Raw genomic sequence first — 14,929 nt, 5'->3', positions numbered from 1 at the left:
CAGGAACACCACCAGCGACGGCACGCCAACCTGGCGGGCCAGCAGGATGTGCTCGCGGGTCTGCGGCATCGGGCCGTCGGAAGCCGACACGACCAGGATCGCGCCGTCCATCTGCGCCGCGCCGGTGATCATGTTCTTCACATAGTCAGCGTGGCCGGGGCAATCAACGTGCGCATAGTGGCGGTTCGGCGTCTCATACTCGACATGGCTCGTCGAGATCGTGATGCCGCGCGCCTTCTCTTCCGGCGCCTTGTCGATCTGGTCATACGCCGTAAACGTCGCGCCGCCAGCTTCCGCCAGAACCTTCGTGATCGCCGCAGTCAGAGACGTCTTGCCGTGGTCAACGTGACCAATCGTCCCGATATTGCAATGCGGCTTGTTGCGCTCAAATTTTGCCTTGCCCATGGCTACTTTCTCCGCTCAATACAAGTTGTTCTTCGATGCCGTTCGGTGTCTTAGCCGGCCATCTTGGCGACGACTTCGTCAGACACGTTCTGCGGCACCTGCGCATAGTGGTCGAAGGTCATCGTGTAGGTGGCGCGACCCTGGGTCATGGAACGCAGGTTGTTCACATAACCAAACATGTTGGCCAGCGGCACCATGGCGTTGATGACCTGCGCGTTGCCGCGCTGCTCAGTGCCCGTCAGCTGACCGCGGCGGGACGAAAGGTCGCCCATCACGTCACCGACGAAATCTTCCGGGGTCACCACTTCCACACGCATGATCGGCTCAAGCAGCTTCGCACCGGCCTTGGGGGCCACTTCGCGGAACGCCGCACGGGCGGCGATTTCGAAGGCGAGCGCCGAGGAGTCGACGTCGTGGTAGGCACCGTCATACAGGGTGCACTTGAAGTCGATCACCGGGAAGCCGGCAAGCACGCCGCTCTCGGCGACCTGCTTGATGCCCTTTTCCACGGCCGGAATGTATTCCTTCGGCACGTTGCCGCCGACGACCGCGTTGACGAACTGAATGCCAGTGCCCGGCTCCTGGGCCTCGAACTTCAGCTTGACGCGGGCGAACTGGCCCGAACCACCGGACTGCTTCTTGTGGGTGTAGTCGATGTCGGCGTTCTTGGTCAGGGTCTCACGGTAGGCCACCTGCGGGGCGCCCACGTTGGCCTCGACCTTGAACTCGCGCTTCATGCGGTCGACCAGGATTTCGAGGTGGAGTTCGCCCATGCCCTTGATCACGGTCTGGCCGCTCTCATGGTCAACCGACACGCGGAAGGACGGATCCTCGGCGGCCAGGCGGTTCAGGGCGATGCCCATCTTTTCCTGGTCGTTCTTGGTCTTCGGCTCGACAGCCACCTCGATAACCGGCTCCGGGAACTCCATGCGCTCAAGCACGATGGGGTTCAGCGGGTCGCACAGCGTATCGCCGGTGGTGGTGTTCTTCAGGCCGGCCAGCGCGACGATGTCGCCGGCGCGGGCTTCCTTGATTTCCTCGCGGGTATTCGCATGCATCTGCAGCATGCGGCCGATACGCTCGCGGTTTTCCTTGACGGTGTTCAGCACGCCCTGGCCGGCTTCGAGCACGCCCGAGTAGATGCGCACAAAGGTCAGCGAGCCGACAAACGGGTCGTTCATGATCTTGAACGCCAGGCCGGAGAACGGCTCTTCGTCCGAGGTCTTGCGCACCAGTTCCTGGTCGGTGCCGGGCTTCACGCCCTTCACGCCTTCCACGTCCACCGGCGACGGCAGGTAGTCGACAATGGCGTCGAGCAGCGGCTGCACGCCCTTGTTCTTGAACGCCGAGCCGCACAGCACCGGCACGAACTTGTAGCCGATGGTGCCCTTGCGGATGCAGGCGGTCAGGGTCTTCTCATCCGGCTCGTTGCCTTCAAGATAGGCTTCCAGCGCGGCATCGTCGGCCTCGACGGCCATCTCGATCATCTTGGTGCGATACTCGGCCGCCTGTTCCTTCATGTCGGCCGGGATCTCATCATAGTAGAACTCGGCGCCGAGGCTCTCGTCCTTCCAGATGATGGCGCGATTGCGCACCAGGTCGACCACGCCCTTGAAGTCGGCTTCCAGGCCGATCGGCAGGGTCAGCACCAGCGGCTTCGCGCCCAGGCGATCGACGATCATGTCGACGCAGCGGAAGAAGTTGGCACCCATGCGGTCCATCTTGTTGGCGAAGCACATGCGCGGCACGCCGTACTTGTCAGCCTGGCGCCACACGGTCTCGGACTGCGGCTCGACGCCGGCAACGCCGTCGAACAGGCAGACCGCGCCATCGAGCACGCGCAGCGAACGCTCGACTTCAATGGTGAAGTCGACGTGGCCAGGGGTGTCGATGATGTTGATGCGATGGTTGTTCCAGAAGCACGTGGTGGCAGCCGAGGTGATCGTGATGCCACGCTCCTGCTCCTGCTCCATCCAATCCATGGTGGCGGCGCCATCATGGACTTCGCCGATCTTATGCGAACGGCCGGTGTAATACAGGATGCGCTCGGTGCAGGTAGTCTTACCGGCATCGATGTGAGCCATGATGCCGATATTGCGGTAGCGCTCGTAAGGGGTAGTGCGAGGCATGACGAACTCCGGGAGTGCTCTGGCTTACCAGCGGTAATGCGAGAAGGCCTTGTTGGCCTCCGCCATGCGATGGGTGTCTTCGCGCTTCTTAACCGCGCCGCCGCGGCCGTTGGCGGCATCGAGCAGCTCGGTCGACAGGCGGTCGATCATGGTGTTTTCGGAACGGGCGCGGGCCGAGGAGATCAGCCAGCGGATTGCCAGCGCCTGGCCGCGATCCGAACGCACTTCAACCGGCACCTGGTAGGTGGCACCGCCGACGCGACGCGAGCGCACTTCGATCTGCGGGCGCACGTTGTTCAGCGCATCATGGAACATCTTGACCGGGTCATTGCCGGTCTTGCCCTTGATGCGATCGAACGCACCATAGAGGATCTGCTCGGCAGCCGACTTCTTGCCGGCATACATCAGCATGTTCATGAACTTGGTAACGACGAGGTCGCCGAACTTCGGGTCCGGCAGAACTTCGCGCTTAACGGCGGCGTGGCGACGCGACATCGTAGATCTCCTACAGCCTTACTTCGGACGCTTGGCGCCGTACTTCGAACGGCGCTGCTTGCGGTCCTTGACGCCCTGCGTGTCGAGCACGCCGCGGACGATGTGATAGCGGACACCGGGAAGGTCCTTGACGCGGCCGCCGCGGATCAGCACCACGGAGTGCTCCTGCAGGTTATGGCCTTCACCCGGAATGTAGCTCGAGACTTCGAAGCCGTTGGTCAGGCGCACGCGCGCCACCTTGCGAAGCGCCGAGTTCGGCTTCTTCGGCGTGGTGGTGTACACGCGGGTGCAAACACCGCGACGCTGCGGGCATTCCTGCAGCGCCGGAACCTTGTCACGCGCCGGATTCGGCTTGCGCGGCTTGCGGATGAGCTGGTTGATCGTCGGCATACGAGTCGAAACCCCGTAGTTAGTTCAACACACAAAATGCATCGAGGCGGCCCGCCCGCTTGCGCCGGCAAACCGCCCAGTTTCTCGCTCCAGACCCATGCTCGCAGCTTGCGCCACGGATAGGGGTCAGTATGTCCATCTTGCGAAGGCCCGGCCTCGACGTGAGCGAACGGAAGCCAAAACCCTTTTCGACAAGTGTGTCTGAGTCTCGAAAAACCCACTACCACCGTCGAATCGCGGGCCGGACAATACTGTCCGCCCCCTGCCCCGTCAAGCACCATTTCACAGCTTGTTCAGAATCATGCAAAAGGCCTGAAATGGCAGCACTTCTGCCCTTTCACCGGACGCTCGGACGGCGCCTGAATAGACCGGCCCGGCAGCAAATACCAGCGACTCCGGGACTCTGGCCGAGATGATCCTCGAGCATGGCGGGGGCAGTGCAACATCGGCAGCCAAGAGGCCTGCAGCCCGGCATCAGCGGTGCCGGCGGCAAGTTCGCCAAAAGCATCACTTCAATTTATCTTTATCTATATAAATCAGTAAATTAAATTCTATATATGAACTTATTGAGGAGAATAGCGCCAAATTCCACAAATTATGCGCTCCGCGCAACATGCTGGCGCGGCCCCGTCCGTACACGCAGTTTTACAAAGATTTCATGCCCGGGAGCAGCGCTCTGGTTAATCAACAAGAACACTATATATAGCGGATAATATATTGATTTATATTGATTTAATTAAATAGAATGCCGGCGCGTTATACCTTCGGCAAAAACCCGCCAGAGGGGCTTTTCACTTTTACCCCGCCCGTCCTATACTTAAAGCGTAGGAAAACTAAACGAAATTCTCAATCCATAGCCTTAGGAGTACCCGTCGATGAGCAAAGCCGGCAGCAAACCTGTCACGCTTAACGATCCTAATACCGGCAAGACCATTACCCTGCCCGTTCTGGATGGTGCCGAAGGCCCGTCCGTCATCGACATCCGAAAGCTTTACGCCGAATCCGGCTATTTCACCTACGATCCGGGTTTCACCTCCACCGCCAGCACTGAAAGCAAGATCACCTACATCGACGGTGATGAAGGCATCCTGCGCTATCGCGGCTACGACATCGCCGACCTGGCCGAGAAGTCCACCTTCCTGGAAACCTGCTATCTGCTGCTGAACGGCGACCTGCCGAACGCCGCGCAGAAGGAAGATTTCGAGAAGTCGATCACCATGCACACCATGCTGCATGAGCAGATCCACTTCCTTTTCCGCGGTTTCCGCCGCGACGCCCATCCGATGGCCGTGATGTGCGGCGTGGTCGGCGCGCTGTCCGCCTTCTACCACGATGCCACGGATTACGATGATCCGAAGCAGCGCATGATCGCGCAGCATCGCCTGATCGCGAAGATGCCGACCATTGCGGCGATGGCCTACAAGTATTCCATCGGCCAGCCGTTCATGTATCCGCGCAACGATCTCGGCTATGCTGAGAACTTCCTGCAGATGACCTTCGGCGTCCCCGCCGAACCCTACAAGATGAGCCCGATCCTGGCCCGCGCCATGGACCGCATCTTCATCCTGCATGCCGACCACGAGCAGAATGCCTCGACCTCAACCGTCCGCCTGGCCGGTTCCTCGGGCGCCAACCCGTTTGCCTGTATTGCAGCCGGCATCGCCTGCCTCTGGGGCCCCGCCCATGGCGGCGCCAACGAAGCCGTGCTGAAGATGCTGGAAGAGATCGGCTCGGTCGACAAGGTCGGCGAGGCGGTGAAGAAGGCCAAGGACAAGAATTCCGGCTTCCGCCTGATGGGCTTCGGCCATCGCGTGTACAAGAACTACGATCCGCGCGCCAAGGTGATGCGCCAGACCTGCTACGAGGTGCTGGACGAACTGGGCGTGAAGGACGAGCCGCTGCTCAAGATGGCGATGGAACTCGAGCGCATCGCGCTGGAAGACGATTACTTCGTCTCCAAGAAGCTCTACCCGAATGTGGACTTCTACTCGGGCATCATCCTGCGCGCGATGGGCTTCCCCACCGCGATGTTCACCGCCCTGTTCGCGCTGGCGCGTACGGTTGGCTGGATCGCCCAGTGGAATGAGATGATCGAGGACCCGGCGCAGAAGATCGGCCGCCCGCGCCAGCTCTTTACCGGTTCCACCGCCCGCCCCTATGTTCCGGTTGCCAAGCGGGGCTGATGCTGTAAAAAGAATGCGCGTATCCGGGAATCGCGCCGGGGCCTCTGAAAACGGGGCCCCGGCAGCGACAGAGTAAACAGAGCGCAAGTCTATAAGAATTCAGTCAAGGCGCCCAATTCCAGGGAGGAGGCAGCCAATGGCAGGACTAGTCAAACGCAAGGGTAATAGCAGCCAGCCGCCGACCGGCCAGGCGACGACCGGCTATGGCTGGCAGCGTCCCGGCTTCATCAGCCTGCCGCTCGCTGCCAACGACAACCAGCTCACCGCTGCCCGCCTGCTGCGCCAGCCGCGTTTCTGGGTCTGGACCGTGATGGTGCTTATCACTGCCGCCTATATCGCCACCCGCGTCTGACGCGGAGGTTCATATCAACAAAAAAAGGCCCGGTTCATACCGGGCCTTTTTGTTTTCTAGAGCCTTCAGGCGGCGCGCTCGATCAGCTCGATCTTGTAGCCGTCCGGGTCTTCCAGGAAGGCAATGACGCTGCCGCCATGCTTCATCGGGCCGGGCGGCCGGGTGATCTTCACGCCATTGGCAGCGAGCTTCTCGCACAGGCCATAGATATCGGGCACGCCAAAGGCGATATGGCCATAGCCGCTGCCGATGCTGTAAGGCTCCTTCTGGCCCCAGTTATGCGTCAGTTCGATCACCGCCTGCGCATCCTCGTTGCCATAGCCGACAAAGGCCAGGGTGAATTCGCCGGTCGGATAATCCTTCTTGCGCAGCAACTGCATGCCCATCTTGTTGACATAGAAGTCGAGCGACTTCTCCAGGTCGAAGACGCGCAGCATGGTGTGCAGCAGGCGGAAAGGCGTGTCGGTCATGGGGCTACTCCTTGAACGTCGGCGCGTGCTTCAGCGCATTACTGAGGGGCATTTAAAAGCCTGCGGCCGCCGGCAGCAACCTTCAGCACGGCTTGGGCGGCGCGCTCGCTCGGGCGCGGCGATTGGCCAGTGCCAAGTTGCATCGCCACGCGGCGGCAGGCATCCAACTGCATCTGGCGCACCGCGGGGTCTTCGGCAAGCTGCGCCAGGGCAGCGGCGAGCAGGTCCGGCTTGCAGCGCTCCTGCAGGAATTCCGGCATCACTTCGCGGCCTTCCAGAATGTTCACCAGACCGGCATGCGGCACCCGCACCAGCCGGCGCACGATGGCAGCCGTGATGCGGTTGACGCGATAGGCCAGCACGGTGGGCGTATCGGCAAGGCCGAGTTCCAAGGTGGCGGTGCCGGAAGCAGCCAAGGCGAGATCAGCGGCGAGCATCGCCTGATAGCGCTCGGCCGGTGCTGACACCACCTGTGCCGGCAACGCCAGGTTCGGCAAGGTGTTCAGCACCATGGATGCCACATTCGGCACTGTCGGGATCACCACCCGCATGCGCGGCTGACGCTCGGCAAGCTTGGCGATGGCGGCCGAGAAAACCGGCAGCAATTTCGCCACCTCGCCACGCCGGCTGCCCGGCAGCATCGCCAGCAGCGGCGCATCGGCGGGAATATTGTACCGCTGGCGGAAGCTCCGCCCCTCCTCCGCTTCGCGCGCCGCCTGGGCGCGCGCCGTGGCAATCGTCTCCACCGCCGGATGCCCGATGAAAGTGGTGGCCAATCCTTCGCGCTCGAAATACGGCGGCTCGAAGGGCAGCAAAGCCAGCAGGTGATCGACCAGCGCGGCAAGCTTCCTGGCCCGGCCCGGACGCCAGGCCCACACGGTCGGCGCCACGTAATGCACAATGGGGAACGACCGGCCCTCGAGACGTTTCGCCAGGCGATGCGTGAAACCCGGACTGTCGATGGTCACCAGCACATCCGGCGGATCGGCGCGCAGCACGGCGGCAAGCTGATTGAGCCGGCGCAGAATCTGCCGCGCGCGCGGCAGCACTTCCACCAAACCCATCACCGCCAGTTCGTCGATCGGGAACAGGCTCGGGAAACCCTCCGCCATCATGCGTTCGCCGCCGAGGCCGCTGAAACGGATCGGATCGGTGCTGCTGGCGCGCAGGGCGCGAATCAGGCCTTCGCCCAATGCATCGCCTGAAGGCTCGCCCGCAACAATGGCGATATGCAACTCAGCCATCGCGGAATCCAATCAGGTAAAGTCCGGCAGCATCAGCGGCAGAGATGGTGGCACGACGGTCGACAATCAAGGCCGAACCGGCTTCCACGGCAATGCCGCGCAGGCCGGCGCGCTTTGCATTGGCCACCGTATCGGTGCCGATGGTCGGCAGGTCGACACGCCGCTCCTGCCCCGGCTTCAGGCATTTCACCAGCACGCCACCACGCGCCTTGGGTTCCGCTGCCATGCGCAGCAGCAAGGCATCGGTGCCGTTCTGATCTTCAAGCCCGACTGCTTCGCCCAATGCCGCCACAACGGCCTGGCCCTTGTCATCGGCACCCAGCTTGCGCGCTGCAGCAATACCGGCGCGGATATCGCGCCAATCATCCTCGCTCGGTACAACCGCACCCAACTGTCCTGCGGGCGCCAGCAAACCGGCGACAACTTCATCGACCCCGACCAGGCGGAAGCCTTCCGCCTCGAAAGTCTCGACGACAACACGCAGCACGGCATCGTCGCCCTGCAGGCCAGCCTTGATGAAACGCGGCAGCAGCTTGGCACCGCGCCAGTCCGGCAGCAATTTGGAGAAATCAGGCCGCGTGACATGGCCGCAGACCGTCACCTCGGCAACGCCTTGCGCCTTCAGCCCGTCGAACAGCTTGCCGACCTGCGTCATGTCAAACCAGGCATGATCAGAACCGGTAACGGTTTCAGCATCGCAGAAGCCATTCAGGGCTGCGATGAACACGGCGCGGTCGCTGTCACGGCAGGCCTCACGGACCAGCAGCGGCACGCGGCCGCCGCCGGCGATCAGGCCCAATTTAGGCTTTGGTCCCATCGGGCAGCGGCAGGCAGATGCCGCGCGAGGATGCATTGCGGGTGAAGTCGACGACTTCCTGCACCAGGCCGACAGCGGTGAAAAGCTGCGCAACATCCTCGATGCGTTCGGCCAGCGTGCCCTCGTCGGCAAACAGCATGCGATAGGCGGCACGCAGCTTGTGAATCTCTTCGCGCTCGAAACCACGGCGCTTGAGGCCGACCAGGTTGAGGCCCGAAAGATGCGCGCGGTTGCCGATCACCATGCCATAGGGAATCACATCCTGCTCAACGCCGGACATGCCGCCGATCATGGCATGCTTGCCGATGCGGCAGAACTGGTGCACCGCCGCGAGACCGCCGACGAAAGCGAAATCACCGACCACGATATGGCCGGCCAGGGTGGCGTTGTTCGCCATGATCACATGGTTTCCAAGATGGCAGTCATGCGCCACATGCACGCCAGCCATCAGCAGGCAATTGTCGCCAACACTGGTCAGCATGCCGCCGCCTTCGGTGCCGGGATTGAGCGTCACGCCTTCGCGGATCTGATTATTCTTGCCGATGGTGAGCTTGGACGGCTCGCCATGATACTTCAGATCCTGCGGCTGGTGGCCGATGGAAGCGAAGGGGAAGATGCGTGTGCCGGCATCGATGGTAGTGATGCCCGCCACGGCAACATGGCTGATCAGTTCCACGCCATCGCCGAGTTCGACCTGGGCGCCGACAGTGCAGAACGGTCCGATCTTCACGCCGGCGCCAAGCTTGGCGCCGGGTTCGACCACAGAGGAAGGATGAATCTGGGTCATCACTTGTCCATGATCATGGCCGAGAACACCGCCTCTGCGGTGAGCTTGCCATCCACTTTGGCTTCGCCGCGGAATTTCCACACTGGGCCGCGCTGCTTGAGGCAGGTGACATGAATATGCATCTGGTCGCCCGGCCCCACCGGCTTGCGGAAGCGCGCCTCATCGATGGTCATGAAATAGACCAGCTTGCCTTCCGACTCCTTGCCCAGCGAATGCACCACCAGGATGGCAGCGGTCTGCGCCATGCTTTCCACAATCATCACGCCCGGCATCACCGGCTGGGTCGGGAAGTGGCCGGTAAAATACGGTTCATTGATGGTGACATTCTTGATGCCGATGGCGCTCTCGCGCGGCTTCATCTCCACCACTTTGTCGACCAGCAGCATCGGATAGCGATGCGGAATCATCTCCATGATGCGCAGGATATCGACACTGGTCATGGCGGTGGCCGCCGGGGTCTCACTCATTGTCCTTGCCTCTCTCCTTCGCCAGGCGGCGCAATGTTGCCACCTCGCGGAAAAACTCCCTGGCCGGACTAGCCGGCGAACCAGCAAAAGATGCACCAGGCGGAATATCGGTCATCACACCAGCCTGGGCAGCCACGCGCGCTCCGGCGCCAATCTTGAGATGACCGGCCACGCCACCCTGCGCCGCCAAAATCGCGAAATCGCCAAGCTGCGACGACCCCGCAATACCGGCCTGGGCAATGATGATGCAGCCGCGACCGAGGGTCACGTTGTGCCCGATTTGCACCAGATTATCAATCCAGCAGCCAGGGCCGATCACCGTATCCGGGCCGGCACCACGGTCTATGCAGGTATTGGCACCGATATCGCAGTCATCGCCAATCAGTACACGGCCTAGCTGTGGCACCTTCACATGGCCTGAAGGATGCGGCGCGAAACCGAAACCATCCTGGCCGATACGGGCGCCGACATGCAGCGTGACACGGTTGCCGACCAAACAGTGGCTGAGCGTCACCAGCGCGCCAATGCGGCATTGTTCGCCAAGCACGACGCCACGGCCGACCACGCTGCCGGCACCGATGCTGCTGCCGGCGCCGATCTCGGCTCCGGCTTCCACCACCACGCGCGGTCCAATCGCCACGCCCGCACCGATCTTGGCCGACGGATCAACCACCGCGCTGGAGTCGATGCCGGGAACGGGTGCCGGCTGCGGATAGAAAAGCTGTGCCGCGCGGGCATAGCCGTGATACGGCGTTGGCGTCAGCAGCAGGGCTACGCTGGCCGGCGCCTTGTCGGCATGCTTTTCGGCCACGATGCAGGCCGCTGCCTTGGTCGCGGCAAAAGCCGGGACATATTTCGGATTGTCGAGGAAGGTTAGCTGGCCAGGACCGGCCTGGTCCAAGGCGGCCAGGTCACTGATCATGACCCCGGCCTGGGCCGGGTCGGTCAGCTTCGCCCCTATACGCTCGGCGATGGTGCCGAGGCTAAACGGGCCGGCCCTGTCGAAGAAGCGCGGATCAGCCATGCCCCGCGCAGCCCGTTACGGGTTGCCGGGAAGCGTCACCTTCACCGAGGGCAGACGCTGGTCGAGACGCTTCAGCACCTCGTTGGTGATCTCAAACTGATCGGTCACTGGCATCTGAAGCTGGGCCCGATCAATCACCATGTTGAAGCCGCGCTCGGCGCTGAGCTGCTTCATGATATTGACCACTTCCTGCGTCACCTGATCGCGCACGCCGGCCAGCATCCTGTCCAGCGACTGCGAGCGCTCCTGGATACGCTTCTGCAGGTCAATCACCTTGGCCTGAAACGCCTGACGGCGTTGCTCGAACACTTCCGGGGTCAGAACAGCGCGCTGGCGAGCCAGTTCCTGATCTTCCTGACGCAGCTTCTCTTCTTCCTTCACGATCTCGGACTGGAAGTTGAAGCGGAACTGCTCAAGCTGCTGGCGAGCGGCCTTGAGTGCCTGGGCATCGCGGTTGATCCGCTGCGCGTCAATCACGGCAATCACCGCCGGCGGAATCTTGGCGGCCTGCGCCAAGGCAACACCCGGCAGCACCATCGCAGCAGCGGCAATGCAAAGAGCGAGGAAACGGCTAAGGCGAAGCATTGGACTAGACCTTGTTAGCTGAGGCTCTCTAGAAACGAGAGCCGAAGTTGACACGGAAGATTTCCTTCTCGTCGAAATCCTCCTTGATCAGCGGAATGCCGATATCAAGGCGGATCAGACCAAAGGGAGACTTCCACGATACACCCGTACCAACCGAAAGACGCAGGCTATTCACATCGCGCACGTCAGCGCCGGATTCATTGGAATGCCATGCAGAACCAGCATCGGTGAACAGGCGCCCCTTGATGCCGAAATCGTTCGGCAGGCCAAGCGGGAACGTGAGTTCGGCAGTACCAATGTAATAATACTGCGCACCGATCGCCTTATTGTTCACAACTTCGCGCGGGCCAACACCACCGGTGGCAAACCCACGGAAGGTATCACCGCCGATGAAGTAGCGGTTCGGCAAGCGCAAACGCTCATCGAAGGCATGAACCAAGCCGGTTTCACCGGAGACCGAGAACACCACATCGTCGGAAACGCTGAAGTAATGCCCGCCCTGCAAGGTATTGCGGAAGAAGCGTTCAGAACCACCAAACCCGGCGAGTTCCTGGCTCAACTTGACAATGTAACCCTTGGTCGGCTCAATCTTGTCATCGCGACGGTCATAGACCAGTGCGTTGCCAATCGAGGAAGTCGTGTAGCTGCCCTCTTCGGCCTTGATGAACCGCGACTGCGTCGAATCGACATCGTCGATCTCATCCAGGCGCAAGCGGTAGAATACCTGATTATCCAGGTATTCCGTGATCGGGAACGCGGCACGAACGGTACCGCTGGTGGTGGTCTGGGTGAAACCGCTACGGCGCACGAGGTCGGTGCGGCGACGCAACAGATCGAAACCGGCAGCGAGTTCGCGGTCGAGGAAGTATGGTTCGGTGAAGCCGAGATCAATCTGCTGGCGGCGGGTAGAAAGGCTGAAACCAAGACGCAGATCCTGGCCACGGCCAAGCAGGTTGCGCTCGCGAATCGAAACGTCGCCGATAACCGCTTCCGCCGTCGAGTAGCCGACACCGAAGGACAATTCGCCCGTCGAGCGTTCCTGCACTTCAGCCGTGAGGATCACCTTGTCGGGCGCGCTGCCCTTGCTCTCGCTGATCTCGGCCTTGTCGAAGAAGTTCAGGGCGCGGACGCGGGTGCGGGTGCGGCGCAGCTTGGCCGAGTTAAAGGCGTCGCCTTCCACCAGGCGGAATTCCCGTCGGATCACCTTGTCGAGCGTGCGCACATTGCCAACCACGTCGATGCGCTCGACATAGACCCGCGGGCTCTCGCCGATCACGAAGGTGACGTCGATGCTGCGCTTCTCGCGGTTTTTCTGCACCTCAGGACGGACATCGACGAAGGCATAGCCAAGACGGCCAAGCTCGCTGGTCAGCGTCTGTACATTCTTTTCGACCAGATCGGCATTATACCAGTCGCCGCTGGTCATCTCGATCAGCTTACGCAGGTTCTGCGGGTCGACATTCTTCAATTCGCTGGTCAGGTCGATCTTGCCGACTTTGTAGCGATCACCTTCATCCAAAGTGAAGGTGATGAAGAAATTCTCGCGGTTCGGCGACAGTTCCGCCACCGCATTGGTGACACGGAAATCGGCGAAACCCTTGCTAAGGTAATATTTGCGCAGCTTCTCGCGGTCGAAAGTGACGCGGTCTGGATCGTAATTGTCGTCAGACGAGAGGAAACGCCACCAGACCGATTCCTTGGTCTGGATGGTTTCGCGCAAGCGACTGTCGCTGAAAGCACGGTTGCCGATGAAACGGATGCGGCTGATCGTGGTGACCGGGCCTTCACTGATCTCGAACACCAGATCGACGCGGTTCTGCGGTAGCTGGATCACCTTCGGCTCGACCGTGGCGGCAAAGCGGCCCGATCGGCGATAGATCTGCTGGATACGCTGGGTGTCAGCCTGCACTTTGGCGCGGGTATAGACTTGGCGCGCCTTGAGCGTCAGTTCCTTGTTGAGCTGATCGTCGTTCATGCGACGATTGCCCTCGAAAACCACCCGGTTGATCACCGGGTTTTCTGTCACGCGCACGATCAGCGTGGCACCCTGCATGCGCAGGTTCACATCGGAGAACAGGCCGGTGGCAAACAGGGCCTTGAGCGAACGGTCGGCCTGCTCCTCGGTGAAGGCCTCACCCGGCTGGGCTGTGAGGTAGCTCTGGATCGTCGAGGCTTCGATGCGCTGGTTACCCTCGACCACCACATCGCGCATGATCAGCGACGGAGCCTGGATCGGGCCGGCCAATCCTGGCTGGGGCGGGCGCTGCTGCGCGTGGGCGAAGCCGGTCACCGCCAAGGCGAGAGCAACGGCGATTGCCGGCAAAAGGCGCCCACGGGCTGCCTTGCTAAGGCAATTCCTGGCCATGTTAACCCCCGCCTCCATCGCTCGCTCTGGCCGTTTCCACATACCCGTTTTCAGGAAAAAAGCCCAGCGATGAAATTAAAAACCGGCAGGCGATTCAAATCGTTCCAGGTGGCGAACAGGAACAGCGACAGCACCAGGGCGAAGCCGACCCGGAAACCATACTCCTGCGCCCGTTCGCCCAGCGGGCGGCCGCGCACGGCTTCCACGGCGTAGAACAGCAGATGGCCGCCATCCAGCATCGGCACCGGGAACAGGTTGATCAGGCCGATGGCGACCGACAGGGTGGCCATCAGCGACACCAGGGCCAACCAGCCGCTCTTGGCGATATCACCCGACATCTTGGCGATACCGAGCGGGCCGGAAAGCTGGTCGCCCGATTCCTTGCCTTTGATGATGCGGCCGAGATAGGTGAAGGTGGTGTTGATCTCGGTGCCGATCTGGCGCACCGCCTGCACAATCGCCATGGCCGGGCCGTGACGAACGAATTCCATGGCGCCAGCGGACTGGATGCCGACCTGGCCAAGCTTCTGGGTACCGCCAAAGCCATCCGGCACATCGACGCGGCGCGGCACCAGGGTCAGGGTGATCTCGGCGCCATCGCGCAGCACAGCCAGGCGGATCGGCGTTTCGGCGCGCAGCGCGACATAGGTCCGCAGTTCCTCGAACCGCTGCACCGGGCTGCCATCGACCGTGACGATGCGGTCGCCGGGCTTGAGGCCGCCGGCCTCCGCCGCACTGCCAGCCACCACGCCGCCGATCACCGGCGGGGTGTAGGGCTGGCCGACCAGGCTGAACAGGCCGGTATAGATCACGATGGCGAACAGGAAATTGGCCACCGGTCCGGCCGCGACGATGGCGGCGCGCTGCGGCAGGCGCTTGTGGTGGAACGACACCGCGCGGTCAGCCGCGCTCATGGTGTCGACCGTCGCCTGATCGGTGCCGCTGGAGGTGGCATCGGCATCGCCGAAGAATTTCACATAGCCGCCAAGCGGCACGGCGGCGAATTTCCAGCGCGTGCCATGGCGGTCATTCCAGCCGAACAGCTCCGGGCCGAAGCCAATGGAAAACACCTCCACCCGCACGCCACAGCGCCGCGCCACCCAGAAATGGCCCAGCTCATGCACAAACACGATGATGGTCAGCACCACCACGAAGGGGATGATGTAGCCGGCCAGACCGAGAATGAAATCCATGCTGCCTAATGCCCTGCTCTGAA

15 protein-coding genes are annotated in these 14,929 nt (G+C 61.9%); 2 read left to right on the top strand and 13 right to left on the bottom strand.

Annotated features, from left to right (window positions below):
• The 4 genes from V6B08_RS13345 to rpsL form a co-directional block, all read right to left on the bottom strand.
• On the bottom strand, positions 1 to 405 hold a 405-nt coding region (locus tag V6B08_RS13345), incomplete at its 3' end, for a GTP-binding protein (RefSeq protein WP_341981541.1).
• Between the two features lie 50 nt (positions 406 to 455).
• Complete coding sequence (gene fusA, locus V6B08_RS13340) at positions 456 to 2,534, bottom strand: elongation factor G (protein WP_341981539.1); 2,079 nt, start codon at positions 2,532 to 2,534, stop codon at positions 456 to 458.
• A gap of 24 nt (positions 2,535 to 2,558) precedes the next feature.
• The gene (gene rpsG, locus V6B08_RS13335) at positions 2,559 to 3,029 is read right to left on the bottom strand and encodes a 30S ribosomal protein S7 (protein WP_341981537.1); all 471 of its coding nucleotides are present in this window, start codon (positions 3,027 to 3,029) and stop codon (positions 2,559 to 2,561) included.
• Positions 3,030 to 3,047: 18 nt separating this feature from the next.
• Entirely contained in the window at positions 3,048 to 3,419 is a 372-nt protein-coding gene (gene rpsL, locus V6B08_RS13330; RefSeq protein WP_290983632.1) for a 30S ribosomal protein S12, read from the bottom strand.
• An 875-nt stretch (positions 3,420 to 4,294) separates the two neighbouring features.
• Between rpsL and gltA the strand changes: the two genes are divergently transcribed.
• Both gltA and V6B08_RS13320 read left to right on the top strand, forming a co-directional pair.
• Positions 4,295 to 5,602, top strand: coding sequence for a citrate synthase (gltA, locus tag V6B08_RS13325; protein WP_341981534.1), 1,308 nt, complete (start codon positions 4,295 to 4,297; stop codon positions 5,600 to 5,602).
• 136 nt (positions 5,603 to 5,738) lie between these two features.
• Positions 5,739 to 5,954, top strand: coding sequence for a hypothetical protein (locus V6B08_RS13320; RefSeq protein ID WP_341981532.1), 216 nt, complete (start codon positions 5,739 to 5,741; stop codon positions 5,952 to 5,954).
• A 65-nt stretch (positions 5,955 to 6,019) separates the two neighbouring features.
• Here the strand turns inward: V6B08_RS13320 and gloA are convergent, their stop codons facing one another.
• The 9 genes from gloA to rseP form a co-directional block, all read right to left on the bottom strand.
• Entirely contained in the window at positions 6,020 to 6,424 is a 405-nt protein-coding gene (gene gloA, locus V6B08_RS13315) for a lactoylglutathione lyase (protein ID WP_341981530.1), read from the bottom strand.
• 38 nt (positions 6,425 to 6,462) lie between these two features.
• On the bottom strand, positions 6,463 to 7,668 hold the full coding sequence (gene lpxB / locus V6B08_RS13310) for a lipid-A-disaccharide synthase (protein WP_341981528.1): 1,206 nt from the start codon (positions 7,666 to 7,668) through the stop codon (positions 6,463 to 6,465).
• Positions 7,661 to 8,485 carry an LpxI family protein gene (locus V6B08_RS13305; protein WP_341981525.1) on the bottom strand — a complete coding sequence of 275 codons (825 nt, stop codon included), beginning with the start codon at positions 8,483 to 8,485 and terminating at the stop codon, positions 7,661 to 7,663. Before V6B08_RS13305 ends, lpxB begins: the two co-directional genes overlap by 8 nt.
• Entirely contained in the window at positions 8,469 to 9,272 is an 804-nt protein-coding gene (lpxA, locus tag V6B08_RS13300; RefSeq protein ID WP_341981523.1) for an acyl-ACP--UDP-N-acetylglucosamine O-acyltransferase, read from the bottom strand. The genes V6B08_RS13305 and lpxA overlap by 17 nt, the downstream gene beginning before the upstream one ends.
• Entirely contained in the window at positions 9,272 to 9,739 is a 468-nt protein-coding gene (fabZ, locus tag V6B08_RS13295) for a 3-hydroxyacyl-ACP dehydratase FabZ (protein WP_341981521.1), read from the bottom strand. The genes lpxA and fabZ overlap by 1 nt, the downstream gene beginning before the upstream one ends.
• A complete protein-coding gene (lpxD, locus tag V6B08_RS13290) occupies positions 9,732 to 10,763 on the bottom strand; it encodes a UDP-3-O-(3-hydroxymyristoyl)glucosamine N-acyltransferase (RefSeq protein ID WP_341981519.1) in 1,032 nt (343 codons plus the stop codon). The genes fabZ and lpxD overlap by 8 nt, the downstream gene beginning before the upstream one ends.
• A 15-nt stretch (positions 10,764 to 10,778) precedes the next feature.
• On the bottom strand, positions 10,779 to 11,348 hold the full coding sequence (locus tag V6B08_RS13285; RefSeq protein WP_341981517.1) for an OmpH/Skp family outer membrane protein: 570 nt from the start codon (positions 11,346 to 11,348) through the stop codon (positions 10,779 to 10,781).
• Positions 11,349 to 11,376: 28 nt separating this feature from the next.
• Positions 11,377 to 13,671: an outer membrane protein assembly factor BamA gene (gene bamA, locus V6B08_RS13280; RefSeq protein WP_341981516.1), complete on the bottom strand. Its 2,295-nt coding sequence runs from the start codon at positions 13,669 to 13,671 to the stop codon at positions 11,377 to 11,379.
• 92 nt (positions 13,672 to 13,763) lie between these two features.
• Positions 13,764 to 14,906 (bottom strand): RIP metalloprotease RseP, encoded by a 1,143-nt coding sequence (gene rseP, locus V6B08_RS13275; protein ID WP_341981514.1) that lies wholly within the window; start codon positions 14,904 to 14,906, stop codon positions 13,764 to 13,766.
• Positions 14,907 to 14,929 lie beyond the last annotated feature (23 nt).

Origin of the sequence: Ferrovibrio sp. MS7 (assembly GCF_038404985.1) — a bacterium.
GTDB classification, from domain to species: domain Bacteria; phylum Pseudomonadota; class Alphaproteobacteria; order Ferrovibrionales; family Ferrovibrionaceae; genus Ferrovibrio; species Ferrovibrio plantarum.
Note: the sequence above shows the minus strand (reverse complement) of the source record. Positions and strands in the feature narration are given on the sequence as shown.

Coding starts and splice junctions, on each gene's coding strand:
- fusA (WP_341981539.1), bottom strand. CDS start 2,534: ATGCCTCGCACTACCCCTTACGAGCGCTACCGCAATATCGGCATCATG.
- rpsG (WP_341981537.1), bottom strand. CDS start 3,029: ATGTCGCGTCGCCACGCCGCCGTTAAGCGCGAAGTTCTGCCGGACCCG.
- rpsL (WP_290983632.1), bottom strand. CDS start 3,419: ATGCCGACGATCAACCAGCTCATCCGCAAGCCGCGCAAGCCGAATCCG.
- gltA (WP_341981534.1), top strand. CDS start 4,295: ATGAGCAAAGCCGGCAGCAAACCTGTCACGCTTAACGATCCTAATACC.
- V6B08_RS13320 (WP_341981532.1), top strand. CDS start 5,739: ATGGCAGGACTAGTCAAACGCAAGGGTAATAGCAGCCAGCCGCCGACC.
- gloA (WP_341981530.1), bottom strand. CDS start 6,424: ATGACCGACACGCCTTTCCGCCTGCTGCACACCATGCTGCGCGTCTTC.
- lpxB (WP_341981528.1), bottom strand. CDS start 7,668: ATGGCTGAGTTGCATATCGCCATTGTTGCGGGCGAGCCTTCAGGCGAT.
- V6B08_RS13305 (WP_341981525.1), bottom strand. CDS start 8,485: ATGGGACCAAAGCCTAAATTGGGCCTGATCGCCGGCGGCGGCCGCGTG.
- lpxA (WP_341981523.1), bottom strand. CDS start 9,272: ATGACCCAGATTCATCCTTCCTCTGTGGTCGAACCCGGCGCCAAGCTT.
- fabZ (WP_341981521.1), bottom strand. CDS start 9,739: ATGAGTGAGACCCCGGCGGCCACCGCCATGACCAGTGTCGATATCCTG.
- lpxD (WP_341981519.1), bottom strand. CDS start 10,763: ATGGCTGATCCGCGCTTCTTCGACAGGGCCGGCCCGTTTAGCCTCGGC.
- V6B08_RS13285 (WP_341981517.1), bottom strand. CDS start 11,348: ATGCTTCGCCTTAGCCGTTTCCTCGCTCTTTGCATTGCCGCTGCTGCG.
- rseP (WP_341981514.1), bottom strand. CDS start 14,906: ATGGATTTCATTCTCGGTCTGGCCGGCTACATCATCCCCTTCGTGGTG.